The sequence below is a fragment of the Paucisalibacillus globulus DSM 18846 genome, assembly GCF_000482485.1.
GTDB lineage: Bacteria > Bacillota > Bacilli > Bacillales > Amphibacillaceae > Ornithinibacillus > Ornithinibacillus globulus.
The window spans coordinates 196,899-220,091 of record NZ_KI519437.1 but is presented as its reverse complement, the minus strand read 5'-3'; the positions used below and the strand labels follow the sequence as shown (position 1 = coordinate 220,091).

The following is a 23,193-nucleotide window of genomic DNA, read 5'->3' as shown; positions in this document are numbered from 1 at the left end:
TAATGTATAAAGGAGTTATATCAATGAATCCAAGCCAATTTGTCCAAGCTTTAGAAAAGCAAGGGATACTATTAACTGAAAAACAGATGAAACAGTTTGACACATATTTTAAGACGTTAGTACAATGGAATGATAAGATCAATTTAACCGCATTAACTAACGAAGAAGATGTGTATTTAAAGCATTTCTATGATTCCATCTCTGCATCCTTTTACCACGACTTTACGATAGAACAACATATTTGTGATGTAGGCGCTGGTGCTGGCTTTCCAAGTATTCCTTTAAAAATATGTTTCCCAAATATTAAAGTAACCATTGTAGATTCACTTCAAAAAAGGATTGGTTTTCTAAATCATCTTGCGACACAGCTTGAATTAACAGATGTTGCTTTCTACCATGATCGGGCAGAGACATTTGGAAAAAATACGAAGTTTCGAGAGTCATTTGATACCGTAATGGCAAGGGCAGTAGCAAGAATGTCTGTTTTAAGTGAGCTATGTATACCTTTAGTTAAGAAGAATGGTGTTTTCATTGCCATGAAGGGTGCACAAGCAACAGAAGAGTTAGAGACGGGAAAAACAGCGATAGAGGTTTTAGGGGGAGAAATTGAATCCTCCAATACATTTACGTTACCAGAAGAAAATAGTGAACGTTCAATTGTTTTAGTAAGAAAGAAAAGACAAACACCTAAGAAATATCCTAGAAAGCCAGGTACCCCGAATAAAGAGCCGATTGAATAATGGTAAAGGAATTTACTAATGGTGTGAAAAAAACTGCTTTAACCTATACATTTTAAACAGGAAATTTATCATATTTCCTGTTTTTTTGTCGATTTAGTAATTACCACATGTCCAAGAGCATTGGATTATGATAAAATAGGCTTAGTGCCAATTTTGTGGTAAACTATAATGGATTATGAGTGTTGATATGATTGTAATCTACATATCATTTTTAATAAATGTTTCACGTGAAACATTGTCTATGAATAAGAGATAATTATAGGTTTATAAAGAGAAAAACTATCAATCTATCTTATAACAATAAAGGTGGTGTCTGCTGATGGTGAGTCCATTTAACCGGATATTTGGAATCGGGGAAAAGGATAACGAAGTAGTTGAAGAGGAGACCTATCATCCAGATGAAGTAATGCAACTTCCAGTAAATCAAATTCAGCCAAATAGGTATCAGCCAAGATCTGTATTCAATGAAGAAAAGATAGAAGAACTTGCAAAGACCATTAATACTCATGGTATTATTCAACCAATAGTAGTACGAAAAGTAGAAGATGGTAACTTTGAAATTATTGCAGGAGAACGCAGATGGCGCGCTGTTCAGTTGCTTGGTTGGGAGAATGTTTCTGCAATCATTCGAGAGATGAATGATACACAGACCGCCTCAGTTGCTCTAATAGAAAACTTACAACGTGAAGAATTAACTGTTATCGAAGAGGCAGTTGCATATGCAAAATTACTAGAGTTACAAGGATTAACGCAAGAGGCCTTAGCACAACGATTGGGGAAAAACCAATCAACTATTGCTAATAAACTTCGGTTATTAAAGTTACCGGAACAGATTCAAGAGGCATTATTACAGAAGCATATTACAGAGAGACACGCTAGGGCATTAATTAAATTAAAAGAAGAAGAGGCTCAATTGAAGCTCCTTCAAGAAATCATTGAGCATGAATTAAATGTAAAACAGACTGAAGAACGAATCAATAAACTAATGAGCGATCAAGAAAAGCCTAAGAAAAAGAAACCTAAATTAAAGGGTGTTAATAAAGATATTCGTATTGCAATGAATACGATTAGGCAATCTTTGAGTATGGTATCTGATACAGGCATTGATATTGAGTCAGATGAACAGGATCTTGACGATTACTACCAAATCACAATTAAAATTCCTAAAAAGAAATAATTATTGCCCCATCTCGTAATAGATGGGGATTTTTATGTGCTAAACATGCTTCGTTTATTGAATTATGTACAAGAAATATTTCATTTTAATAAAAAAGGTGAATTTAATAGTTTTTATATCAAAAAAAGTGATAAAATATAAAGTATATTGTTTTAGGTAGGTGAAACCATGGGGAAGATTATGTCTATCGCCAATCAAAAGGGTGGCGTAGGGAAGACAACTTCATCAGTTAATCTAAGTGCTTGCTTGGCATACTTAGGAAACAAAGTATTATTAGTAGATATAGACCCACAAGGAAATGCAACCAGTGGGGTTGGTATAAATAAGGCAGATATGAATCAATGTGTATATAATGTTTTAGTAGAAGACTTACCAGCTGGTGAGGTTTGTGTACCAACTACTGTCAATAATCTAGATATTATTCCTGCAACTATTCAACTTGCTGGAGCAGAAATTGAATTGGTACCGACTATTTCACGCGAAATTAGATTGAAAAAGGCTTTAGATGAATTACGAGATTACTATGACTATATAATTATAGATTGTCCACCTTCACTTGGTCTTTTAACTCTAAATGCATTAACCGCTTCAGATACAGTTCTAATCCCAGTACAATGTGAATACTACGCGCTTGAAGGACTTAGTCAGCTACTAAACACAATCCGTTTAGTACAAAAACATTTAAATAAAGAATTGATGATAGAAGGAGTACTTCTAACAATGCTTGATGCTAGAACAAATCTAGGTATTCAAGTAATTGAAGAGGTTAAAAAGTACTTCCAAGATAAGGTTTATAATTCTATTATTCCTAGAAATGTTCGATTAGGAGAAGCACCAAGTCATGGGCAACCAATAATCACATATGATCCAAAGTCTAAAGGTGCAGAAGTATATCTTGAGTTGGCGAAGGAAGTGATGGCGAATGGCACGAGGGTTGGGTAGAGGTTTAGATGCATTTTTTCCTGAAATTAAGGAAAAAGATGATGATATTGTTCAACAATTGCCGATTAAGGAGTGTAGACCGAATCCTTATCAGCCAAGAAAGACTTTTAACACTGATTCTATTGAAGAATTAAAGGAATCTATATTGGAATTTGGTATAATACAACCTTTAATTGTACGAAAAAGTATTAAAGGCTATGAAATTGTTGTAGGAGAAAGACGTTTTCGTGCTGCGAAAGAGGCTGGATTATCAACTGTTCCTGCAATAGTAAAAGAACTTACCGATGAAAAGATGATGGAATTAGCATTACTTGAAAACCTTCAACGAGAAGACTTGTCACCGATTGAAGAGGGACAGGCATATGCTAATTTAATGAAAGAATTAAATATAACGCAAGAAGAGCTATCAAAGCGTCTCGGAAAAAGTCGATCTCATATTGCAAACATGGTACGACTTCTTGGATTACCAGACCAAGTTATATCTTATATCAATAATGGAGAGTTATCCATGGGTCATGGAAGAACATTACTTGGGTTAAAGGATAAGGATAAAATAATACCTTTAGTTAATAAAATCCGTAATGAAAAATTGAATGTTAGGCAAGTAGAAAAGCTAATCATAATACTCAATGAGAAGCCGGTTAAGAAAAAGCTAAAACCCAAAAAAGATATCTTTTTACAGGAAAGAGAGTCGGTTTTACGAGAAAAACTTGGTACAGCTGTTTCCATTCAACGTGGTAAAAGAAAAGGTAAGATTGAAATTGAATTTTATACAGATGATGATTTAGACCGAATCATTGAAGCTTTAGAAAGATAATTTAATACGATTAAAAAAGGACTGTGAGACACTGATTTCACCAGTCCTTTTTTGATTAAATAATATGGACAAAAGCACGAAATACATAGTACTATTAAATAAAATTATAAATGTTTCACGTGAAACATTTTAGCTATTAGGTAAAGGGTTGTTGTAAATTACATCATTTGTATAAACTGTGCAGTAACTACTTTTAATTCCTTCCAAGTCTTTATGGATTAAGTGATATAATACCGCTCAGGCAAAATACTACGCTTTTCGCGGGCACGGCCTCAGCCTCCTCTCGGAAAAACCACCGTTGCGGGGTCTTTGGACACGTGCTGTTCCCGCAGAAGTTTCTGTATTCTGCCTGCGCTAATTAGAGTTTCCAATTTACGGATTGTTTGTAACATATATTTTCAGTAATTAAGTACAAAAACTCTCATTCACTACCAGCGTAGGAAATACAGGGAGACTCCTGCGGGAGGATAGGCATAGGTGAGCCCCCACAGTGTGTAGCATGAGGAGGCTCACCAGCCACACGCGGAAAGCGGAGTTTAATGCTCAACTTAAAATCCTAAGTATAGTTACTGCGCAGTTTCCATCAAAAGTGCAAAAAAGCAATAAACAATACTAAGACAGCCAACATAGTATTAAAAATGGCAGTGAAGTAGAGTTTCGTCTAGAGAGAGGGTTTATACATATGGCTTTATTTGGGACGTTAGTTAATGGTGGTTTAATTATTGTTGGAAGTCTACTTGGTTTGTTGTTTACCAAAATTCCAGAGCGATATAAAGAAACGGTAATGCATGGAATTGGATTAGCTGTGGTATTAATTGGATTACAAATGGCGTTTTCAACACAAGTGATTATTGTCGTTCTATTAAGCTTGTTATCTGGTGCGATTATAGGTGAACTTTTAGATGTAGAGAGAAAGCTTAATCTATTTGGAAATTGGGTCGGAAGTAAATTCAAAACTAGTGCAAGTAATGATTCATTCTCCCAGGGGTTTGTGACAGCATCGCTTATCTTCGTAGTAGGGGCAATGGCTATAATAGGTGCGTTGGATAGCGGAATACGTGGTGATCACGAAGTGTTAATTACAAAAGGAATTTTGGATGGTTTCACTGCATTGGTATTAACAACAACATTAGGCATTGGAGTACTATTATCTGTCATTCCAGTATTACTATATCAGGGTTCAATTACATTACTTGCTACGCAAATTGAACGATGGATTCCAGATGCTTTTTTAAATGGACTTATTGTTGAATTGACTGCGGTAGGTGGACTTCTAATTGTCGCAATAGGACTAAATATGTTGAAGGTTGTCCAAATAAGAATTGGAAATCTATTACCATCTATTGTGACAGTAGGTTTAGTGTATTATATTTATCATTTAATCTAATTTAAAAGGACTGATTTTAAATCAGTCCTTTTTATATTGGTTTCTTCCTTAGGTTAGTCATCAAAACAGCAGGGATAACATGACTTGCTGTGAGCTGTTGGTCAATCATATCTATTATATTGGCAATGTTTTTAGCCATCTCTACCACTATAGAAAGTCTTGTATTTTGCAGAACAGAGTATTCCATAAATCCACTAATATTAACAACTCCTGTTACATGAATATCCCCGATAGGTGGTAATGGCTTTTTTAGGGCTGCTCCAGGCTTTAAAGCTCCAACGCTCGCAATTACCTGCCCTACAGAACTTGTTTTCCCTAAACATGCATCAATAGCTATTATAAAGGCATTTTTGTGCTGTGTATGTATTAAACGAATATAATCTTCTAGGTTTGTAGCATGCACAGGGTCATGTAATGTGCCATAAACAGTCATATGTCTTAATTTTTTATCTGATAAGTATGTTCCAATTAAAGGACCCAATGCATCACCTGTTGAACGATCTGTTCCCACACATACTACAACATATTCCTTTGGTATTCTTGGAAACCAAGAACTAATCTGTTCACTCATTGTTCTGTAAAGATTTGGGTCTGTATGTAACATCCGGATTGATTCACTATTTTGAGATAAACGGCTCTTTAGATTCATAGGTTCTCCTCCGCAAACATATTGATATTAGTATACGGATTCAATATAAATTTTATACGTTAGGTTCCATATAAAATTTAATGTAAAAAGTTTAATAAATCATAACAAAAAACATTAGAAAACGATATTCTACACACTGATACATAAATGGAGGAGAAAATATGTGGAAATCTGGATTTAAGTGGATGTTTCTTATAATTGGGACAACCATAGGAGCGGGCTACGCATCAGGAAGAGAATTATGGGAGTTTTTTGGGCATGGAAGTGGACTGGCTATCGCATTATTTATGATATTTTTTATCATTTCTCTGTATATCATCATGTCCATAAGTTATAAATTAGCATCAACAGAGTATCGACCGGTGTTAAGGGCAATAGTAGGAAAAAAGTTATCGGGGATATATGATGTCATGATCTTTATTTACTTATATACAACAACTGTCGTTATGCTCTCTGGAAGTGGTGCAACTGGACAAGCATTTAATCTACCATACTGGTGGGGAGTTGCATTTATTGCTATTATGCTATTTATATTGTTTTTAAGAGACATCAGTGGATTACTTTACATTAATCAAATAATTTTACCAATACTAATTATTGGCATGTTGTATGTACTACTATCTTTTACATATGATCAAAACCTGAACTTATTCTCACATTGGTATGAACAACATAATTGGATGGCTGCCTTTCCATTTACAGCACTTAATATTCTCCCATTAATTGCGGTATTAGGAGCAATAGGGGATAAAATAAAATCAAAAACTGAAATTTGGATAGCTAGTGTCGGAAGTGGACTATTATTAGGTATCATTACATATATTTATAATAACAGCTTAATTCAAATTGCTGATGAAATCCTTGGGTTTGAAATACCCCTTTTTGCGATATTAAGCAATTATCCATTTCATATGGTGCTTTTTATGTCCGTATTATTATGGTTTGCAATCTATACAACTGCAGCATCGGGAGTTTTGGGACTAACCACCCGACTAGTTACTTACTTTAATATACCATTTTGGTTGCTTGTCATCATTATTTTAGCTACAATGATACCATTAACAACACTCGGTTTTTCAACCTTAATAAGTATTTTATATCCACTATATGGATTACTGAACTTATATGTCCTTACAAGACTATTATTATTTCCATTGTGGTATAAAACAGACAAATAATGGATCTTTCAATAAATTATATAATCATTGATGAACTTGTTCTTATAAATAAATAAATTGCAGGAAAAGGGGAAATTCATATGGTGGAAAAAGAATTTGAATTACATGATATTGTACAAATGAAAAAACCCCATCCGTGTGGAGAAAACCGCTGGAAAATTATCCGTATGGGTATGGACGTTCGTATTAAATGTACAGGTTGTGATCATAGCGTCATGATTCCACGAAAGGAATTTGCCAAGAAAATAAAAAAGGTCTTAGAAAAGGCGTCAAATTAACTTTGTTACTATGGACTAATTTACTACAAAATGGTAAAATTAGTTTATAGATAGATAGAATAATATAGAAGTAGTAGGGTGAAAACGCAAAAGTAGGCTTCATTATGAGGCCTATTTTTGCGTTTTGCTTGCTTGTCTTTTTTCTTGTCAATATCTATAATTGAATTAATGAACGCGTTCTAGATGAATGGTATCCTTAAGGAGTGGAAACAAATGGCTTTAACAGCAGGAATCGTCGGACTTCCAAACGTAGGAAAATCTACATTATTTAATGCAATTACCCAAGCTGGGGCTGAAGCAGCGAATTATCCATTTGCTACAATCGACCCGAATGTTGGTATGGTGGAAGTGCCTGATGAGCGCTTAAATAAATTAACAGAATTAGTAAAACCGAAAAAAACTGTTCCAACAACATTTGAATTTACAGATATTGCAGGCATTGTTAAAGGTGCAAGTAAAGGTGAAGGATTAGGAAACCAATTCTTATCTCACATCCGTCAAGTTGACGCAATTTGCCAAGTGGTACGTTGCTTTATTGATGAGAATATTACACATGTTGCGGGAAGGGTGGATCCAATTGATGATATAGAAATCATTAATTTGGAGCTAATTCTAGCAGACTTAGAATCCGTCAATAAACGTTTTCAACGTGTTGAAAAACTTGCAAGACAAAAAGATAAGGATGCACTTGTAGAATTTGAAGTGCTTTCTAAGATTAAAACAGGATTAGAGGAAGAAAAACCAGTTCGTGCATTAGAATTTACAGATGAACAACAAAAGATGGTAAAAGGCCTTCATTTACTAACTAGTAAGCCAATGCTGTATGTGGCAAATGTTGGAGAAGATGAAGTAGCTGATCCTGATGCAAATCCAAACGTACAAAAAGTAAAAGAATATGCTGCGGGTGAAGGTGCAGAGGTTATTGTAATTTGTGCGAGAATTGAAGAAGAGATATCAGAACTAGAACAAGATGAAAAGGAAATGTTCTTAGAAGAACTAGGCATCACTGAATCTGGTCTTGATAAACTAATTAAAGCTTCTTATAGCTTATTAGGACTAGCAACATACTTTACTGCCGGTGAACAAGAAGTTCGTGCTTGGACCTTCCGAAGAGGAATAAAGGCGCCACAAGCGGCGGGCATTATTCACACGGACTTTGAAAGAGGATTTATACGTGCAGAAACAGTATCGTATGCTGATCTCATGGAAGCAGGGTCTATGGGACATGCTCGTGAAAAAGGGAAAGTACGCTTAGAAGGAAAAGAATATATCGTTAAAGATGGCGATGTAATCCACTTCAGATTTAATGTTTAATGTAATCTTTCTCCTGAGAATGAAAGGTAAGGTTAAGCAATAGGCTAGAGCAAGGAACTATAACGTAAAAAAGGATCTCTCGAAAACTTGTTATTTCATAAAAAATTTGGTATAATACACTATTGTGAGTAATGAAAGTAAATTACTCCTTGCTCTTATTGAGAAACTAGTTCAATAAATAAGGGCCGCTAAGACCAAAAGGAGGTGTAACGGATGAGAAAGTATGAAATCATGTACATCATCCGCCCAGACATGGAAGAAGAAGCTCAAACAGCTGTTATTGAGCGTTTCAACGGTATCTTAACTGATAACGGGGCGGAGATTGAAAAAGTTAAAGAAGTAGGCAAAAAACGCCTAGCATATGAAATTAACGATTACCGTGATGGATATTATGTTTTAATTAACTTCTCTGGCGATGAAAAATCAGTTAATGAATTTGATCGTCTAGCTAAGTTCTCTGAAGATATTATTCGTCATATCGCAATTCGAGAAGATGATAAATAATAAGGAGTGGTTCTGATGTTAAATCGTGTCGTACTTGTCGGCAGGTTAACGAAGGATCCCGATTTACGTTATACTCCAAATGGAGTAGCAGTAGCTAACTTTACAATTGCAGTGAATCGTCCTTTTTCTAACCAACAAGGTAATAGAGAAGCGGATTTTATTAACTGTGTCATTTGGAGAAGACCAGCGGAAAACCTTGCAAACTTTATGAAAAAAGGTAGTTTGATTGGTGTTGATGGACGAATTCAAACTCGTTCATACGAAGGTCAAGATGGAAAAATGGTTTATGTAACAGAGGTTGTTGCAGACAGTGTACAATTCTTAGAATCTAAAGGCTCTTCCCAAGGTGGAGGCGGACAAGGTTCTTACAATTCACCAGGATTCCAACCAAATCAGAACCAGAATCAGAATCAAAATCGAAATCAGAATCAATATGAAGAGGATCCATTTAGAGATAATGGTGAACCAATTGATATTTCTGATGATGATTTACCATTTTAAATTTAATGTGAATGATATATAACTAAAATTAAAAGGGAGGGTTATCAATGGCAGCTCGTCGTGGACGCGGTGGTAAGCGCCGTAAAGTGTGTTTCTTTACAGCAAACGGTATTACAAACATCGATTATAAAGACGTTGATCTTCTAAAACGTTTCATTTCTGAACGTGGAAAAATTCTTCCTCGTCGTGTAACTGGAACTTCTGCAAAATATCAACGTAAACTTACAATTGCAATTAAACGCGCTCGTCAAATGGCTTTATTGCCATATGTGGGTGAGTAATAAATTGAGGCCTTAATAGGATTATTCCTATAGAGGCCTCTTTTCATTTTTGGGGTATGCGTAGTTAGGATAAATTTGTTTTATTATTTACTTTACGCTTCGGATAAACCGTAATAATTTTAATCACCAGGATGGTGGTAAATAAAATCGAGAACAGTAAATACGTATCACTAAATGGAAATATAATTGCAATTACTGTGTAAAGAATAAAGGGTATAGTGGTGGTATACGCAATCATTTTCCATAAGATTTGTAATTTTAGTTTTCGTTGCATTCCTCTAGCAATCCATGTAAAAAGGTATGCTAAGAAGGTAATTAATAGGAATACCATAATGGTTAATGGTAGGTAATAAAACATAAAAAAGTAAATTAGCTTAAAAATAATATTCATATCTGCACCAATACTAGTTGTTTCTGTTAACCGCTCTATTAATGAGGGAATAGAAACAATAAAAAGCATTATAAACATGTAGAAAACAGTGATATCCATCGGTATTCGATTTAATTTAAAAACGGACTGTTTCCTTGGTAACTGTAAACTATATAAGAATGTCTTCCACAAAACCATCTATTTTTCAATCCTTTTATTATGTCTTCCTTTATATTATAATGGAAGTTGTTAATTAAAGCTTGAACAAATACGTAACTTTTCTTCTTGAACTTCTTATAATCGGCCCCTCATATGTGAATCAATCTCTTTAAAGTACTCATTCTAATACCATAAACTAATTTATTCATGTTATCATATTACAATAAACTTTCTTAATATATATGAGGTGCATACTGGATGAATAAATCGAAACAACTAACAGATGGAGCACTACTTACGGTAATTTTTGTCGTGCTTTTGCTGATTAATACATTCGTTCCTGTTCTAATGGTTGTATTGGCAGTTCCATTTGTTATTTTTGCAGCAAAGCATAATTGGAAACCCTCTTTAATCATGCTTGGTGTTGCTACCATATTATCAATGTTATTTGCGACCATCTATTCCTTACCTATACCTATATTAGCTGGATTAGGTGGGATTATGATAGGAACAGCAATTTATCGAGAACGCTCAGCTTACGAAACGTGGGCTAGAGGAACACTAGGTTTCGTAGCAGGCATTTTATTCTTCTTTTTATTCGCATTTATAATGATGGATGTGAATGTGATTGAAGAGTTTAACGCTCAAATAGATCAATCGCTAGATATGAGTAAACAATTAATTTTAGACTTTGGAATGGGAGAAGTATCTGAAGAAGAGTTTGGTTTAGTAGAGCGGCAAGTTATGTTATTTAAACAACTAGTACCAGTTATTGTTGTGCTTGCATCCATTTTCCTTGCACTAATTAACCAGTGGGTTAGCTATAAGATACTAAATCGGATTGAACGCAAACAACTGCATTTTCCTAAGTTTAGAAATTTACGATTACCAACAGCAATTATATGGATATACTTATTGGCTATGGTTGGTACCCTATTCCAAATGGATTCAAGCGATACGGTATATATTGCCTTACAAAATGTAATCATGTTAACAGAGTTTTTATTGATTTTTCAAGGGATTTCTTTCATTTTCTTTTACTCACACCACAAAAACATTTCGAAGGCAATACCAATAATTACTACAATTTTTGTATTTCTTTTACCAATACTTCTCCCATTGGTCCGAATCATAGGTATAATAGATTTAGGATTTGGTCTTAGAGATCGTATGGTAAAATAGCAGTATATGAAGGAATAAGAGTTGCTCATTAATAGGAGCTGAAAATAATGTCAGATGTAAAGAAACGACCGAAGTTAAGTAATCATTTATGGCTAATTTATGCTGTATCTGTTATTTTGCTTGGGTTAATATGGTACTTCCAGTGGATTCTTGGTAGTATAATGACCGTTTTTCTAGTATTGTCATTTTACTATTCCATTCGTGTGGAAAGAAAATTATCCGATGAAACAACTAAATATATTTCAACCCTATCTTACCGAGTGAAAAAGGTTGGAGAAGAAGCATTGTTAGAAATGCCTATTGGAATTATTTTATTTAGTGATGAGTATGCGGTGGAGTGGACAAACCACTATATGCACCAATTTACTGAAGAAGATTCAATTGTAGGAGAGTCCTTGAATTTAATTTCTGAAGATCTTATACCGATAATTAGAGAAAATCAAGATGATGCTCGTATCCAGCTTGGAGAATTTGAATTTCAAACGGTTGTAAAAAGGGAAGAACGATTAATTTATTTATTCGATCGTACAGATCAGGCAGAATTAGAATCATTATATCAAAGTGAACAGACGGTACTATTCTTCATCTACCTTGATAACTATGATGAAATCTCGCAGAATATGGAAGATACCATTAAGAGTCAGCTGAACTCAGAAGTTACGTCCTTTCTTAATCAATGGTCACATTCCTTTGGATTATATTTAAAACGGACATCACAGGACCGTTTCTTAGCTGTCGGTACAAAGGAAATCTTAGAGCGATTAGAACGGACTAAATTCGACATTTTAGATGAAATGCATGAATTAAATTCTGAACTAGATATCCCGATCACGTTGAGTATCGGGGTAGGAGTAGGAAATGCAACATTACCTGAATTAGGTCAATTGGCGCAATCAAGCCTTGACTTAGCACTTGGGCGTGGCGGGGACCAGGTTGCCATTAAGGATGATAGTGGTAAGGTAAGGTTCTATGGCGGGAAGTCAAATCCAATGGAAAAGCGTACGCGGGTTAGAGCTAGAGTGATTTCCCATGCATTAAGGGATTTAGTTAGAGCAAGTGACCGTGTTATTATAATGGGGCATCAAGCACCAGATATGGATTCGATTGGTTCTGCAATTGGAATATTAAACATAGCCCGGACGAATGGGGTGGATGGTTATATTGTCTTTGACCCTGACGATGTGAGTACTGGCGTCTATCGATTAGTGGAGGCAATTAAGTCGGAACCTAATCTTTGGCAGCATTTTGTTGATCCTGATGCAGCTGAAGATCTTATTACAAGTCGTAGTTTGATTGTTGTCGTTGATACTCATAAACCTTCGATGGTAGTTAGCAAGCGGTTATTAAGTAAATCAGAATATAAAGTTGTGATTGATCATCATAGGCGTGCAGAGGAATTTATCGAAAACACGACATTGGTTTATATGGAACCATATGCTTCTTCGACAGCTGAATTAGTAACAGAACTTCTTGAGTATCAACCAAAAGGTGAAAAATTAAAAATGCTTGAGGCAACAGCATTACTTGCAGGTATTATAGTAGATACAAAGAGCTTCACGTTAAGAACTGGTTCAAGAACATTTGATGCGGCATCTTATTTACGTGCAAAGGGTGCTGATACGGTACTCGTACAACAATTTTTAAAAGAAGACTTGGGTTTATATATTAAGCGTAGTAAACTTATTGAGCGAGCAAAAATATATCGAGGATCCATTGCGATTACAAAAGCAGATAAAGGTGATATATTTGGGCCGGTATTAATCGCTCAAACAGCGGATACATTATTAACCATGACAGGAATATCTGCTTCATTTGTTATTGCTGAACGTAAAGATGGAAAAATTGGCATCAGTGCTCGTTCGTTAGGTGAAATAAATGTTCAAATCATTATGGAGCAGATGAACGGTGGCGGACATTTGACTAATGCTGCAACACAATTAGAAGATACAACCGTAGAAGAAGTAGAAGCACAATTACGTGATATATTAGATGAATATTATGAGGGGACGGATACAGTATGAAAGTAATATTTTTACAAGATGTTAAAGGAAAAGGTAAAAAAGGTGAAGTTAAAAATGTATCGGATGGATACGCTAGAAACTACTTACTGAAGAATAAACTTGCAGAGGAAGCAACCACAGGTAATATAAAAGCTTTGGAAGCTCAAAAGCGTAAATCAGATCAAATCGAACAACAAGAAAAAGAAAATGCGGAACAACTGAAGAAAAAAATTGAAAGCTTAGAAGTAACTTTGAAAGCCAAATCTGGTGATGGTGGAAGATTATTTGGCTCTATTACAAGTAAACAAATAGCGGATGCTTTAAATAAAGATCACGGTATTAAAACGGATAAACGTAAAATTGAACTAGACCAACCAATTCGTGCTTTAGGCTATACTAACGTTCCAATTAAACTTCATCCTGAAGTGACAGGGACGGTTAAAGTACATGTTGTTGAACAATAAGATACTATGCGTCTCAAGGTTTAGAGGGGGAAACAAATCATGAGTGAATGGACTGACAGAACTCCACCACATAATATTGAAGCGGAACAAGCTGTTATCGGTGCAATCTTTCTTGAACCAGAGGCATTTTCAACGGCATCAGAGTTACTGATGCCAGGTGACTTCTATCGTGCAAGTCACCAACGAATTTTTGAGACAATGTTAAGTCTCGGCGACAGGGGCGAACCGATTGACCTAGTAACAGTGACATCGGCTCTATCCAATAATCAGCAATTAGAAGAAGCAGGCGGCGTATCTTATCTAGCCCAAGTAGCAGAAAGTGTACCAACTGCAGCTAACATTGAGTATTATGCTAAAATTGTTGAAGAAAAAGCAATACTACGCCGTTTAATTCGAACAGCAACTGATATTGTTACGGAAACCTTTTCAAGAGAAGATGAAGTAGAAAATCTTTTAAACGAAGCGGAAAAGAGCATTTTGGATGTTTCTGGAAGAAAGAACACTGGAAGTTTCAAAGTAATCAAGGATGTCTTAATCGAGGTTTATGATAAGATTGAAACCCTTCATCGTAGTAATGGAGATGTAACGGGTGTTCCTACTGGTTATCGTGAATTAGACAAGATGACATCTGGATTCCAGCGAAATGATTTAATTATCATTGCCGCCCGTCCATCAGTTGGTAAAACGGCCTTTGCCTTGAATATAGCGCAAAACGTAGCCACAAAGACAGATGAGAATGTAGCCATCTTTAGTCTAGAGATGGGTGCAGACCAATTAGTTCAACGTATACTTTGTGCGGAAGGAAATATTGATGCAACTCGCCTGCGTAATGGTAAGCTCGAGGCAGATGATTGGAGTAAACTAACCATGGCAATGGGAAGCTTGTCCAATGCCGGAATCTATATTGATGATACACCAGGTATTCGTGTAAGTGAGATTCGTTCAAAATGTCGTCGTTTAAAGCAAGAGCATGGTCTTGGAATGATCTTAATTGACTACCTACAACTAATCTCAGGTAGTGGAAAACCAGGTGAAAACCGTCAACAAGAGGTTTCCGAGATTTCTCGTTCCTTAAAAGGACTCGCTCGTGAGCTAAATGTACCACTAATTGCACTTTCTCAGCTTTCCCGTGGTGTTGAACAACGTCAGGACAAGCGTCCGATGATGTCCGACCTTCGTGAATCTGGAAGTATTGAGCAGGATGCCGATATTGTAGGCTTCCTATACCGCGATGATTACTACGATAAAGAATCAGAGAAGCAAAATATTATTGAAATCATCCTTGCTAAGCAACGTAATGGTCCAGTTGGTACTGTTGAACTAGCTTTCGTAAAAGAATATAACAAGTTCGTGGACTTGGATCATCGCTATCAAACGAGTGATGTCCCGCCAGAACCAAGTTTTGCATAACAGCCTTATTTCGGAGGGCTGTTTTTTTTATCAACAAATTTATTTATGTTAATGTGTGTTTTTAAATGTTAAATTGCTTTAGTTAACATACAAAAAAAGTACCTTTTGTTACATGTTTGTAAAATAAATGTAAAAAAATAGTATAAACTGCATATAAATTACAATAATTTATAAAAAAATACAGTTATTTTGAAAAACATTGTTACATATTATACATTTACATTACAAAACTGCGGATGATGTTCCTTCCCCTATCAAATTGTGGTAGATTAATAGAGTAAATAAATAGGTCTTTTAATCTATATAAATACATCATGTGATTTAGATATATAAAATGATAGTAGTAGGGGGAAGTCTAGTGTACTTTGGAAAAGGTGAGCAGAGTAGGCGAAAGAAAAGTCTGCTAAGAAGATCCATCATTGCGACAGGCCTCATAACGGTGTTAGGAACCGGAATAGTCTTTGCGGAAGAATCAAATAAGGTAGAAACTGTGCACCATGTATATGTTGATGGTGAGCATATCGGACAAATTAGTGACCAAGAGTTGGTTAACCAGATTATGCAGAATAAACTTCAACAAGCTAAAGGGTCTTATGAGGAAATCGACCTAGCAATTGGCGAAAACGTCAAGCTTGTTACAGAGTTAGTATTTAATCCAACGTATAATAATTCTTCGATTGTGGAGTACTTAGAGGAGAATCTTACAGTAAAGGCTCAGGCGGTGGAATTAAAAATAGGCGACGATGTTGTTGGTTATTTTGAAGATGAGCAAGATGCTCTTAAAGTTATTGAAGATTATAAGTTGAAATATGTGGACGATGAGACATTAGAGTTAATAGAGTCTGCAAAGTCTGAGGTTAGGAAGTCAGATAGTCCCCAAGTCACTGAAATTCCGGTAGAACGAACAGACCTTGCAGTAGGTGAATCTATAATATTAGACGTAACGCTATCAAAAGAAGTTTCATATTCTACAAAAAAGGTTGCCCCAAATGAAGTTTTAACAGTAGCTGACGGAATGAAGTTATTAGAAAAAGGAATACTTAAAGAGGAAAAGCATACCATTCAAGATGGAGAAGTATTAGGAGAAATTGCCTCCAAGTACGATTTATCCTTAGAAGCTTTACTAGAACTTAACCCTTCCCTTAAAGAAGATTCTTTAATTCAAATTGGACAAGAGCTTAATGTAACGGAATTAAAGCCTTTTGTTGATGTAATAGTTCTTAAGGAAGAAAAGAAGGAAGAAACGATTGCACACGAAACAGAGGTAGTCGAATCTGAAGAGTTATTTAAAGGTGACGAAGAGGTTAGAGAGCAAGGGTCTGATGGTAAAAAGGTTGTAAAATATTCCATTGAAATTCGTAATGGAAAAGTTGCAAAACGTGATGTGGTAGAAGAGGAAGTAACGAAAGAAGCTGTTAATAAGGTCATTGTAAAAGGTACAAAGGTGATCCCTTCCCGTGGAACTGGGAACCTTTCGTGGCCAACAGTTGGTGGTTATATCTCTAGTCATGTTGGTAATCGTTGGGGTTCATATCATAAGGGAATTGACATTGCTAGACCATCTAATCGCTCTATCTTGGCAGCAGACAATGGAACAGTAGTGTCAGCTGGTTATTCAAATGGATTTGGTAATAAGATTGAAATTAACCATAATAATGGGATGAAAACAATCTATGCACACCTTTCATCCATTGATGTAAGTGTTGGAGATGTCGTTCAAAGTGGTGAGCAAATAGGAGTTATGGGATCAACTGGTAATTCTACTGGTATCCATCTTCACTTTGAAGTCTATAACAATGGAGAATTACAAAACCCATTAGATTATTTAAATTAATTTACCGAAGTATAAAAAGCTGACTCATGAACGATGTTATGAGCCAGCTTTTTAAATACAAGAATCTATAATTTTATTCGAATCACGTAAGTCTTAACGCACAAGACATTTTAATAAAAGTAAGTTAAAATAGAGAAAATACAATCTAATCAACACATATATAGGAATGAATATAACTAATTAACCAAAAGGATGTGTTATTGTGGTACAGAAGATTTTAGTTGTAGATGATGAACAACCAATTGCAGATATATTGAAATTTAACTTAGAAAAAGAAGGCTATGAGGTAGTTGTGGCAAATGACGGCGATGAAGCAATTAAATTAGCAGATTCAGAAAATCCAGATCTTATTTTGTTGGATATCATGTTACCTAATAAGGACGGTAATGAAGTTTGCCGAGAAATCCGTAAAACAAAAACAATGCCAATTATCATGCTAACAGCAAAGGATTCTGAAATTGATAAAGTTCTTGGCCTAGAATTAGGTGCTGATGACTATGTAACGAAGCCATTTAGTAATCGTGAGTTAATTGCCCGTGTCAAGGCAAATCTTAGAAGACTACAGCATGTGCCGGAAGAGCCAGGGAAAGAAAATAAAGATATTTCTATTGGTTCACTTACCATTCATCCAGATGCTTACACCGTATCAAGGGACGGAAAGCAAATCGAACTAACACATCGTGAGTTTGAATTACTACATTACCTCGCTCGTCATATCGGTCAAGTGATGACTAGAGAACATTTATTAGAAACGGTATGGGGATATGATTACTTCGGTGATGTTCGGACAGTCGATGTTACGGTAAGAAGACTTCGAGAAAAAATAGAGGAAAGTCCAAGTAATCCAACATGGATTGTAACACGTCGTGGTGTTGGATACTATTTACGTAATCCTGATCAGGAGTAGGTATTTATGCATAAAGTCGGTTTTTTCCGCTCGGTTCAATTAAAGTTTATTCTTATTTATATTCTATTATTATTAGTAGCTATTCAAATTATTGGTTCCTATTTTACTACCTCCCTTGAAAAAGAGCTAACAAGTAATTTTAAAAGCTCCATCAATGGAAGAGTTGACATGTTAAGTCATTATCTGGAAAAGGCTTTTAATCAAGAGCGAACAGAGGACGAGGAGCCAACACTTCAGCAAGACCTGCAAGCTATTATGCGAGATATTGACACGGATGGTACTTGGGATGTTTGGGTTGTTGATAATCAATTTCGTGTACGGGCAGTAAATGATTTTAGTTCGCAACACTTAGTAGGGAAAAAGACTACACTAGATATTATTCAAAAAGTATTAGTTGCTAGTAGTGAAGATTCGGAGGAAAGCAGAGATAAAGATAATAACCGAATCTATAGACAAGCTACACCACTTTTTGATGAAGAAGAAAATGTAGTTGGTGTTATTTATGTGGTAGCTCCTTACGAACACATTTATGATCAATTACAGGATATTCTTAGAATATTTATAAATGGTTCTATTCTAGCGATAATAGTCGTTGCAGTTCTAGGAATATTGGTAGCGCGCGCCATTACAAAACCAATTATGGAAATGAGAAAACAAGCACAAATTATGGGTAAAGGAGATTTTACGCAAAAGGTTAATGTCTATGGTACAGATGAAATTGGGCAATTGGCTATTGCTTTTAATGACTTAAATGACCAATTAAAGCATTCCAATGCAAAAACAGAGGAAGAAACAAGAAAGTTGAATTCTGTTCTTGCCAATATGTCTGATGGGGTAATTGCGACAGACGAGATTGGCGCAGTCACATTAATGAATGAAGCTGCCGGAATTCTCCTCGGTGTAATCCCTGAGGAAAGTTATGGTGAGCTTATTATTGATGTCCTAAAACTAGATGAAAAGATCGTGGACTTATCTGATTTACAAGAGAGTGGGTCAATGATTATTGACTTTAGTGAAGAGGATGAAATTTTCCTTATTCGTGCAAACTTTTCAACGGTTTCCGATGATGATGATGAAATTACCGGTTTTATTACGGTTATTAGTGATGTAACAGAACAAGAAAAGATTGAGCAAGAACGTAGGGAGTTTGTTTCCAATGTGTCACATGAGCTGAGAACTCCACTAACGACGATGAAAAGCTATCTTGAAGCTTTAACAGATGGTGAGTGGAAAAACGAAGAGATTGCACCACGGTTCCTTGAAGTGACCCAAAATGAGACAGAACGCATGATTCGTATGGTTAATGATTTATTGCAGCTTTCCAAGATGGATAACAAAGAGCAGCAGTTACAGAAAGAACGTACGGAATTTATTAGTTTATTCCATCATATCATTGATCGTTTTGAAATGAATGTCCCCGAACATATTGAATTTGTGCGGGAATTACCTAGTGAAAAGTTGTATGTATATATTGATAAGGATAAGCTCATGCAAGTAATTGATAATATCATTTCCAATGCGATAAAATACTCCCCTGAAGGTGGGCAAGTCATTTTCCGGATTGTTAAACAAAGGTATCAAGTATTAGTGTCTGTCACTGACCAGGGAATGGGTATTGCTTATGATAAGCTCGATAAAATCTTCGAACGATTCTACCGAGTGGATAAGGCACGTACGAGGAAGTTAGGTGGAACAGGACTTGGACTTGCTATATCGAAGGAATTGGTAGAATCCCATCATGGGAAAATTTGGGCGAAAAGTAAGGAAGGAAAAGGTACCACTATTTTATTCACTCTCCCGCTGATGGGTAAGAAGCGGAGGAATAACTCATGAAACTAGAAGTAATCAAATCGTATACATTAGCAATTTTGGTAGGTATTAGTTTAATGCTTTCATTTAGCTTGTGGAGTTATCAACCGAAAGATAAAGGCGAAATGTTAGATGATGAAAATGAACTTCTGAATGAAGAACAAATTAATTTAGGTGGTAGTGAGGAATCGAGAAAATCATTAGTACAGCCTACTCAGATCATCTTTGATATTAATGATACGTACTATGGTTTTACAAGCCCAGTAAATAGGCAGATTCTATATGAGGATATGACGTCATGGGTACTATATAACTTGCATATTAGTGAAGCAAATGGGCCTCCGAAGAATGAAAATCAGGTAGAGGTCATTTACCCTGATGAATTACCACTTGCTATTGTTCCAAGTTTATTTACGGTTAATGATATGGAACAGGTAGATAATATAGAAGATGATTTCTCCTTTCAAAGGCTTTATATCACTTTTCAATCTGATCATTCACTAACCTTTACTTTTTTATCAACAGATGGAAAGACCCAATTACGAGCAGAGGTTAATAATGCACAAAAGTATAATCTGCTCTTAGATTATGTATCGACGTTAGAGAGTTTAGAAAAGTATGCCGTGCTTGAGAAAGAAACATCGCCAATATATCTTCCTGCAGGTCCAATCAAAGCATTAGGATATAAAGGGTCGATGTCAAAGCTGCAACCAGAGATTTTAAAGAACGCCTTATTTAAAGATCCACTTGGTGTATATGAAACTAAGTCAGTAGAAAATGAAATTTGGTATCAGGATAGTCTTAGGTCGATGCAGGTTTTTGATAATGGACTTAATATGTCCTTTATCCATCCACAGGAGACACAAAATCTAAATGCGGTAACATTCCTAGAATTATTTGATCAAAGTATCGCAAAAATTAATGGGTATAAAGGTTGGGTAGAGGATTTTAATTTAGAAAGCATAAACTTAATGAATATTCGTTATCAAATGCATGTTGAAGGTTATCCGGTATTTAATTATGAAGGCTTAGCAACCATCGAACAAAGATGGGTAAATAATGAGCTTGAAGAACACAAGCAACCGTTATATAAGATCAATAGTAACGTGCCGGATCAAACGTACCAGTTAGATTCAGGTGAGGCTATTATTTCCTATATAAAGGACAATCCTACGTACAATTTAGAAAAAGTTGAAGATATACAAATAGGTTATCGTTTAGGCTATCAAATAACAACCGATGAATATGCAGAAGCTATAACTTTATCATTAACTCCCGGTTGGTTTATTAAAATCGAGGGAGACTGGGTCCAAGTTAATCTAGACGAAGAACAAAGAAAAGGAGTGAGCTGAGGATGCAATGGGGTCAAATAAAAACATTATTTATCCTCTGCTTCTTACTTCTTGATATTTACTTATTGTCTTTAGTTCTAAAACAGCTAGAAAAAGAGGAAATTGGGCTTACTATGGAGCAACAAGAGCAAGTCGCGCAAACGTTAGAATCAGAAAACATTTCAGTTACAAAGGATTTACCAGATTCCCTATCGGATGAGGAATTAGTGATCATGCAACAGAAAACCTTTAATGAGGAAGATTTGAAGCTCATTCAATCACGGGAAGACCAAGAAATTGAAGTGGTGAATAATAATTTAATCCTCTCTCTTTTTAAAAAGGCGGTATCCATTCCAGATAATGCTAACGATAATGCTATAGAACAATTAGTTGCATCTAAGGTATACTTAGGTAATGAGTATGCCTATGGATATTGGGATAAGGGGCGTAACATTCTGATATTCTTCCAAACGAAGGATGGCAGACCTATTTATTATAACCAAAGTGGCATAGTCTTGGTTTATCTAAATGAAGATAATGAAATGTTGGGCTATACACAATCCTACCTTGATTCCCCAGAAACAGGTAGTGATAAAAAAAGTTTAATCAAACCATATGATGCAATTATGAAACTGTTCGATAGTAACTTACTATATTCTAACGATGAGATAACGGATGTAGAAGTTGGCTATTATACAACGTATCCATTAGATAGTGGGGGACAAGTTCTAGCTCCAACTTGGAAAATAACCATAGAAGATAAAGGGGAAAGAGTTCGGGAAAGGTTTGTTAATGCTATCGAACAATATGTAGTTCCATTAAATAAAAAATTTATTGAAGGTGTGTTAGAATTAAGTATAGAGAACACAAGAGTAATTAAAGAAAAAGAAGAATTTAAAAAAAGCATGCTAGATATTTTAACTAGCAAGCAAGCAATTAATCGGAGTGAATCAGCATGACATTACGCTTTAGTGTCCTAGCATCCGGAAGTACAGGAAATGCTTTCTATATTGAATCTGACAAGGAAAAGTTACTAGTAGATGCGGGACTAAGTGGAAAACAGATGGACAAGCTTTTTGACGAAGTCCAAGTTTCCCCCGCAGATTTGTCAGGAATTCTAGTAACCCATGAGCATAGTGACCATATTAAAGGACTTGGTATTATCGCTCGTAAATATAATCTACCAATCTATGCAAACCAAAAGACATGGAATGCCATGGAAGGATCTATCGGAAAACTATCCTTGGACCAAAAATTTGTCTTTAACATGGAAGAAGTGAAAACATTTGGTGACATTGATGTCGAGTCCTTTGGGGTATCACATGATGCCGCAGAACCAATGTTTTATGTTTTCCGTGCTGGTGGAAAAAAGGTAGCTTTAGTAACAGATCTGGGCTATGTATCCGAGCGAATTAAGAAAACGGTTGAAGGCGCAGATGCCTATATCTTTGAATCTAACCATGATGTAGGTATGCTTCGTATGGGCAGGTATCCATGGAGTGTTAAACGCCGTATCCTAGGCGACTCCGGCCACGTATCTAATGAGGATTGTGGACTTGCACTGACTGACGTAATCGATAATAATACGAAGCGGATTTATTTAGCACATTTAAGTAAAGATAATAATATGAAAGACCTAGCACGTATGTCCGTAGATAACATCCTACGAGAGCGTGGGATTAACGTGGAACTGCATGATACAGATCCACTGTTGCCGACGGGGATGTATGAGGTTGGTTAGGATTTTCGTTGTGATAGAGCGACCTTTGGGGTTGCTCTTTTTTTGTGTGGTTGGAGTTGATTGGCTGGGGGTTATTAACTTATAGTTGTGGTTATTGATGAGTTTTAGACAGAATTAGGGGAATAGCTGTAAATCTATGCTGTAGAATGGTTCTAAAGGACAGAGTTAATGGAAAATCTGCAACTCAGTCTAATAGAACGGTTCTAAAGGACAGAGTT

At 35.7% G+C, this 23,193-nt stretch carries 23 protein-coding genes; 21 read left to right on the top strand and 2 right to left on the bottom strand.

The genetic code is table 11. The annotated features are described in order from the left end of the window. The first annotated feature begins 23 nt into the window (after positions 1-23). The 5 genes from rsmG (at position 24) to K332_RS0116470 (ending at position 5,063) form a co-directional block, all read left to right on the top strand. Positions 24-740 carry a 16S rRNA (guanine(527)-N(7))-methyltransferase RsmG gene (gene rsmG / locus K332_RS0116490; protein WP_026908463.1) on the top strand — a complete coding sequence of 239 codons (717 nt, stop codon included), beginning with the start codon at positions 24-26 and terminating at the stop codon, positions 738-740. A 319-nt stretch (positions 741-1,059) separates the two neighbouring features. Then, entirely contained in the window at positions 1,060-1,917 is an 858-nt protein-coding gene (gene noc, locus K332_RS0116485; protein ID WP_026908462.1) for a nucleoid occlusion protein, read from the top strand. Between the two features lie 168 nt (positions 1,918-2,085). Continuing rightward, a complete protein-coding gene (locus K332_RS0116480) occupies positions 2,086-2,859 on the top strand; it encodes a ParA family protein (protein WP_026908461.1) in 774 nt (257 codons plus the stop codon). Next, the gene (locus tag K332_RS0116475; RefSeq protein ID WP_026908460.1) at positions 2,840-3,676 is read left to right on the top strand and encodes a ParB/RepB/Spo0J family partition protein; all 837 of its coding nucleotides are present in this window, start codon (positions 2,840-2,842) and stop codon (positions 3,674-3,676) included. The genes K332_RS0116480 and K332_RS0116475 overlap by 20 nt, the downstream gene beginning before the upstream one ends. Positions 3,677-4,358: 682 nt before the next feature. Further along, entirely contained in the window at positions 4,359-5,063 is a 705-nt protein-coding gene (locus tag K332_RS0116470; RefSeq protein ID WP_026908459.1) for a DUF554 domain-containing protein, read from the top strand. Between the two features lie 31 nt (positions 5,064-5,094). On the opposite strand, the gene yyaC is transcribed toward K332_RS0116470, so the two are convergent. Continuing rightward, positions 5,095-5,712 (bottom strand): spore protease YyaC, encoded by a 618-nt coding sequence (gene yyaC, locus K332_RS0116465; RefSeq protein WP_026908458.1) that lies wholly within the window; start codon positions 5,710-5,712, stop codon positions 5,095-5,097. Positions 5,713-5,873: 161 nt separating this feature from the next. Here yyaC and K332_RS0116460 point away from each other — a divergent pair, with 161 nt between their 5' ends. The 6 genes from K332_RS0116460 to rpsR all read left to right on the top strand — a co-directional run bounded on the left by K332_RS0116460 (position 5,874) and on the right by rpsR (position 9,768). Further along, entirely contained in the window at positions 5,874-6,890 is a 1,017-nt protein-coding gene (locus K332_RS0116460; protein ID WP_026908457.1) for a YkvI family membrane protein, read from the top strand. 80 nt (positions 6,891-6,970) lie between these two features. Then, positions 6,971-7,168 carry a DUF951 domain-containing protein gene (locus tag K332_RS0116455; RefSeq protein ID WP_026908456.1) on the top strand — a complete coding sequence of 66 codons (198 nt, stop codon included), beginning with the start codon at positions 6,971-6,973 and terminating at the stop codon, positions 7,166-7,168. A 213-nt stretch (positions 7,169-7,381) separates the two neighbouring features. Further along, positions 7,382-8,482 carry a redox-regulated ATPase YchF gene (ychF, locus tag K332_RS0116450; protein WP_026908455.1) on the top strand — a complete coding sequence of 367 codons (1,101 nt, stop codon included), beginning with the start codon at positions 7,382-7,384 and terminating at the stop codon, positions 8,480-8,482. A gap of 213 nt (positions 8,483-8,695) precedes the next feature. Next, positions 8,696-8,986: a 30S ribosomal protein S6 gene (gene rpsF, locus K332_RS0116445; protein WP_026908454.1), complete on the top strand. Its 291-nt coding sequence runs from the start codon at positions 8,696-8,698 to the stop codon at positions 8,984-8,986. Between the two features lie 15 nt (positions 8,987-9,001). Then, positions 9,002-9,487, top strand: coding sequence for a single-stranded DNA-binding protein (gene ssb, locus K332_RS0116440; protein ID WP_026908453.1), 486 nt, complete (start codon positions 9,002-9,004; stop codon positions 9,485-9,487). Between the two features lie 47 nt (positions 9,488-9,534). After that, positions 9,535-9,768, top strand: a complete 234-nt coding sequence (rpsR, locus tag K332_RS0116435) for a 30S ribosomal protein S18 (protein ID WP_026908452.1) — start codon at positions 9,535-9,537, stop codon at positions 9,766-9,768. Between the two features lie 64 nt (positions 9,769-9,832). On the opposite strand, the gene K332_RS0116430 is transcribed toward rpsR, so the two are convergent. Beyond that, positions 9,833-10,336: a hypothetical protein gene (locus K332_RS0116430; RefSeq protein WP_026908451.1), complete on the bottom strand. Its 504-nt coding sequence runs from the start codon at positions 10,334-10,336 to the stop codon at positions 9,833-9,835. Between the two features lie 219 nt (positions 10,337-10,555). Here K332_RS0116430 and K332_RS0116425 point away from each other — a divergent pair, with 219 nt between their 5' ends. The 10 genes from K332_RS0116425 (at position 10,556) to K332_RS0116380 (ending at position 22,975) form a co-directional block, all read left to right on the top strand. Then, positions 10,556-11,479, top strand: coding sequence for a YybS family protein (locus K332_RS0116425; protein ID WP_026908450.1), 924 nt, complete (start codon positions 10,556-10,558; stop codon positions 11,477-11,479). 47 nt (positions 11,480-11,526) lie between these two features. Then, positions 11,527-13,500, top strand: coding sequence for a DHH family phosphoesterase (locus K332_RS0116420; RefSeq protein WP_026908449.1), 1,974 nt, complete (start codon positions 11,527-11,529; stop codon positions 13,498-13,500). Continuing rightward, positions 13,497-13,943, top strand: coding sequence for a 50S ribosomal protein L9 (gene rplI / locus K332_RS0116415; RefSeq protein ID WP_026908448.1), 447 nt, complete (start codon positions 13,497-13,499; stop codon positions 13,941-13,943). Before K332_RS0116420 ends, rplI begins: the two co-directional genes overlap by 4 nt. A gap of 39 nt (positions 13,944-13,982) precedes the next feature. After that, complete coding sequence (gene dnaB / locus K332_RS0116410) at positions 13,983-15,353, top strand: replicative DNA helicase (protein WP_026908447.1); 1,371 nt, start codon at positions 13,983-13,985, stop codon at positions 15,351-15,353. Positions 15,354-15,711: 358 nt separating this feature from the next. Continuing rightward, positions 15,712-17,187: a peptidoglycan DD-metalloendopeptidase family protein gene (locus K332_RS0116405; protein WP_026908446.1), complete on the top strand. Its 1,476-nt coding sequence runs from the start codon at positions 15,712-15,714 to the stop codon at positions 17,185-17,187. A gap of 202 nt (positions 17,188-17,389) precedes the next feature. Beyond that, positions 17,390-18,094 (top strand): response regulator YycF, encoded by a 705-nt coding sequence (yycF, locus tag K332_RS0116400; RefSeq protein WP_026908445.1) that lies wholly within the window; start codon positions 17,390-17,392, stop codon positions 18,092-18,094. 6 nt (positions 18,095-18,100) lie between these two features. Then, positions 18,101-19,927: a cell wall metabolism sensor histidine kinase WalK gene (walK, locus tag K332_RS0116395; RefSeq protein ID WP_026908444.1), complete on the top strand. Its 1,827-nt coding sequence runs from the start codon at positions 18,101-18,103 to the stop codon at positions 19,925-19,927. Next, on the top strand, positions 19,924-21,255 hold the full coding sequence (locus K332_RS0116390) for a YycH family regulatory protein (RefSeq protein WP_026908443.1): 1,332 nt from the start codon (positions 19,924-19,926) through the stop codon (positions 21,253-21,255). The genes walK and K332_RS0116390 overlap by 4 nt, the downstream gene beginning before the upstream one ends. Before the next feature lie 2 nt (positions 21,256-21,257). Continuing rightward, a complete protein-coding gene (locus tag K332_RS0116385; RefSeq protein WP_026908442.1) occupies positions 21,258-22,193 on the top strand; it encodes a two-component system regulatory protein YycI in 936 nt (311 codons plus the stop codon). Beyond that, positions 22,190-22,975 (top strand): MBL fold metallo-hydrolase, encoded by a 786-nt coding sequence (locus tag K332_RS0116380; protein ID WP_026908441.1) that lies wholly within the window; start codon positions 22,190-22,192, stop codon positions 22,973-22,975. The genes K332_RS0116385 and K332_RS0116380 overlap by 4 nt, the downstream gene beginning before the upstream one ends. Positions 22,976-23,193 lie beyond the last annotated feature (218 nt).

What these genes read in the sequence shown, in the direction of transcription:
- rsmG (WP_026908463.1), top strand. Translation starts at nt 24, where the DNA reads ATGAATCCAAGCCAATTTGTCCAAGCTTTAGAAAAGCAAGGGATACTA.
- noc (WP_026908462.1), top strand. Translation starts at nt 1,060, where the DNA reads ATGGTGAGTCCATTTAACCGGATATTTGGAATCGGGGAAAAGGATAAC.
- K332_RS0116480 (WP_026908461.1), top strand. Translation starts at nt 2,086, where the DNA reads ATGGGGAAGATTATGTCTATCGCCAATCAAAAGGGTGGCGTAGGGAAG.
- K332_RS0116475 (WP_026908460.1), top strand. Translation starts at nt 2,840, where the DNA reads ATGGCACGAGGGTTGGGTAGAGGTTTAGATGCATTTTTTCCTGAAATT.
- K332_RS0116470 (WP_026908459.1), top strand. Translation starts at nt 4,359, where the DNA reads ATGGCTTTATTTGGGACGTTAGTTAATGGTGGTTTAATTATTGTTGGA.
- yyaC (WP_026908458.1), bottom strand. Translation starts at nt 5,712, where the DNA reads ATGAATCTAAAGAGCCGTTTATCTCAAAATAGTGAATCAATCCGGATG.
- K332_RS0116460 (WP_026908457.1), top strand. Translation starts at nt 5,874, where the DNA reads ATGTGGAAATCTGGATTTAAGTGGATGTTTCTTATAATTGGGACAACC.
- K332_RS0116455 (WP_026908456.1), top strand. Translation starts at nt 6,971, where the DNA reads ATGGTGGAAAAAGAATTTGAATTACATGATATTGTACAAATGAAAAAA.
- ychF (WP_026908455.1), top strand. Translation starts at nt 7,382, where the DNA reads ATGGCTTTAACAGCAGGAATCGTCGGACTTCCAAACGTAGGAAAATCT.
- rpsF (WP_026908454.1), top strand. Translation starts at nt 8,696, where the DNA reads ATGAGAAAGTATGAAATCATGTACATCATCCGCCCAGACATGGAAGAA.
- ssb (WP_026908453.1), top strand. Translation starts at nt 9,002, where the DNA reads ATGTTAAATCGTGTCGTACTTGTCGGCAGGTTAACGAAGGATCCCGAT.
- rpsR (WP_026908452.1), top strand. Translation starts at nt 9,535, where the DNA reads ATGGCAGCTCGTCGTGGACGCGGTGGTAAGCGCCGTAAAGTGTGTTTC.
- K332_RS0116430 (WP_026908451.1), bottom strand. Translation starts at nt 10,336, where the DNA reads ATGGTTTTGTGGAAGACATTCTTATATAGTTTACAGTTACCAAGGAAA.
- K332_RS0116425 (WP_026908450.1), top strand. Translation starts at nt 10,556, where the DNA reads ATGAATAAATCGAAACAACTAACAGATGGAGCACTACTTACGGTAATT.
- K332_RS0116420 (WP_026908449.1), top strand. Translation starts at nt 11,527, where the DNA reads ATGTCAGATGTAAAGAAACGACCGAAGTTAAGTAATCATTTATGGCTA.
- rplI (WP_026908448.1), top strand. Translation starts at nt 13,497, where the DNA reads ATGAAAGTAATATTTTTACAAGATGTTAAAGGAAAAGGTAAAAAAGGT.
- dnaB (WP_026908447.1), top strand. Translation starts at nt 13,983, where the DNA reads ATGAGTGAATGGACTGACAGAACTCCACCACATAATATTGAAGCGGAA.
- walK (WP_026908444.1), top strand. Translation starts at nt 18,101, where the DNA reads ATGCATAAAGTCGGTTTTTTCCGCTCGGTTCAATTAAAGTTTATTCTT.
- K332_RS0116390 (WP_026908443.1), top strand. Translation starts at nt 19,924, where the DNA reads ATGAAACTAGAAGTAATCAAATCGTATACATTAGCAATTTTGGTAGGT.
- K332_RS0116385 (WP_026908442.1), top strand. Translation starts at nt 21,258, where the DNA reads ATGCAATGGGGTCAAATAAAAACATTATTTATCCTCTGCTTCTTACTT.
- K332_RS0116380 (WP_026908441.1), top strand. Translation starts at nt 22,190, where the DNA reads ATGACATTACGCTTTAGTGTCCTAGCATCCGGAAGTACAGGAAATGCT.